1 protein-coding gene is annotated in these 1,313 nt (G+C 62.1%); it reads left to right on the top strand.

Features of this window, described 5'->3' with window-relative positions; genetic code table 11:
* Positions 1-60 precede the first annotated feature (60 nt).
* Positions 61-1,298, top strand: a protein-coding gene (locus ACMZ6R_RS20460; RefSeq protein ID WP_416114804.1) for an IS3 family transposase whose coding sequence is annotated in 2 segments (ribosomal slippage) — positions 61-406 and positions 406-1,298 — 1,239 coding nt in all. Because the reading frame shifts where the segments join, the coding sequence is not laid out codon by codon here.
* Positions 1,299-1,313 lie beyond the last annotated feature (15 nt).

Below are 1,313 nucleotides of genomic sequence, written 5' to 3'. Positions count from 1 at the left end.
ATGGAGTAGCCCCCAATTAGACCGGATACCCTGGCCAACCGAAGAGGTAGGGCTAGAGGTATGTCCAGACCTAGTGCTAACGAGTTTACCACGGTCGAGTTGGTGAACGAGGTCCAGCGTCGTCGCTGGCCATTGGCGGAGAAGCTTCGGATCGTCGAGGAGTCTTCCCTGCCGGGGATGAGCGTCTCGTACGTGGCCCGCAAGCACGGCATTGCCCCCAATCAGCTCTTCCGATGGAGGAAGCTCATGAGCGAAGGCGGCAAGGTGGCGGTGCAGGCGGATGACCAGGTGGTCAGCGCCTCGGAGACTCGTGCTCTCAAGAAGCGGGTCCGCGAGTTGGAGCGACTTCTGGGGAAGAAGACGATGGAGGTGGAAATCCTCAAGGAAGCCATCGAGATCGCACGTGAAAAAAAACTGATCTCGCGCACGCCGTTGCCCTTCGAGGAGGATTCCCTGTGAAACGGGTGGCAGAGGCGTTCGACGTGGCCCGTTCGCAGTTGTCCAAGCGACTGGCGACCGGCCCAAGGAACCGCTCTCCCCGTTATTCCAAGGCCCAGGACGAAGTCCTGCTGCCTTTGATCCGCGAGATCGTCGACGGGCGGCTGACCTACGGCTACCGGAGGGTGTGCGCCCTGCTCAATCGTCGGCTGGTGGCGATGGGCCAGGCACGGGTGAACCACAAACGGGTGTACCGGATCATGCGTCTCCACGGACTGCTCTTGGCCAGGCACACGGGTAACAGGCCCGAGCGGTCGCATGAAGGCAAGGTGATCACCCTGCGGCGCAACCTGCGCTGGAGCGCGGACGCTTTCGAGGTCGGGTGCTTTAACGGCGAGAAAGTGCGTTTGCTCTTTGCCCTGGACTGCTGCGACCGCGAGATCATGGGTTTCGCGGCCTCGACGTGCGGCATCTCAGGCTCGATGGTGCGCGACCTGATGCTGGAATGCGTGGAGAAGCGGTTCGGGACAAGCCGAGCGCCGCATCGGGTGGAGTGGCTGACCGACAACGGCTCGTGCTTCGCGGCTAAGGAAACGGTGGAGTTCGCGTCCTGGCTGGGCCTGGTCAGCCGGTTTACCCCGGTGAGAAGCCCGGAGAGCAACGGCATGGCCGAGGCGTTCGTAAAGACCTTCAAACGCGATTACGTGTATGTCAACGATCGCCCGGACGCCCAGACTGTCCTGAGCCAACTTGCGGCCTGGTTCGAGGACTACAACGAGATGCACCCCCACAAGGGGCTGCGGATGCTCTCGCCCAGGGAATTCATCCGCTTCTTAGCAACTGCGGGGTGTCCGGTTTGACGGGGGCAACTCCAG

This window comes from Solidesulfovibrio sp. C21 (assembly GCF_047785625.1).
Taxonomy (GTDB): domain Bacteria; phylum Desulfobacterota; class Desulfovibrionia; order Desulfovibrionales; family Desulfovibrionaceae; genus Solidesulfovibrio.
The sequence above is the reverse complement of the archived record's forward strand: the minus strand, read 5'-3'. Positions and strand labels throughout refer to the sequence as shown.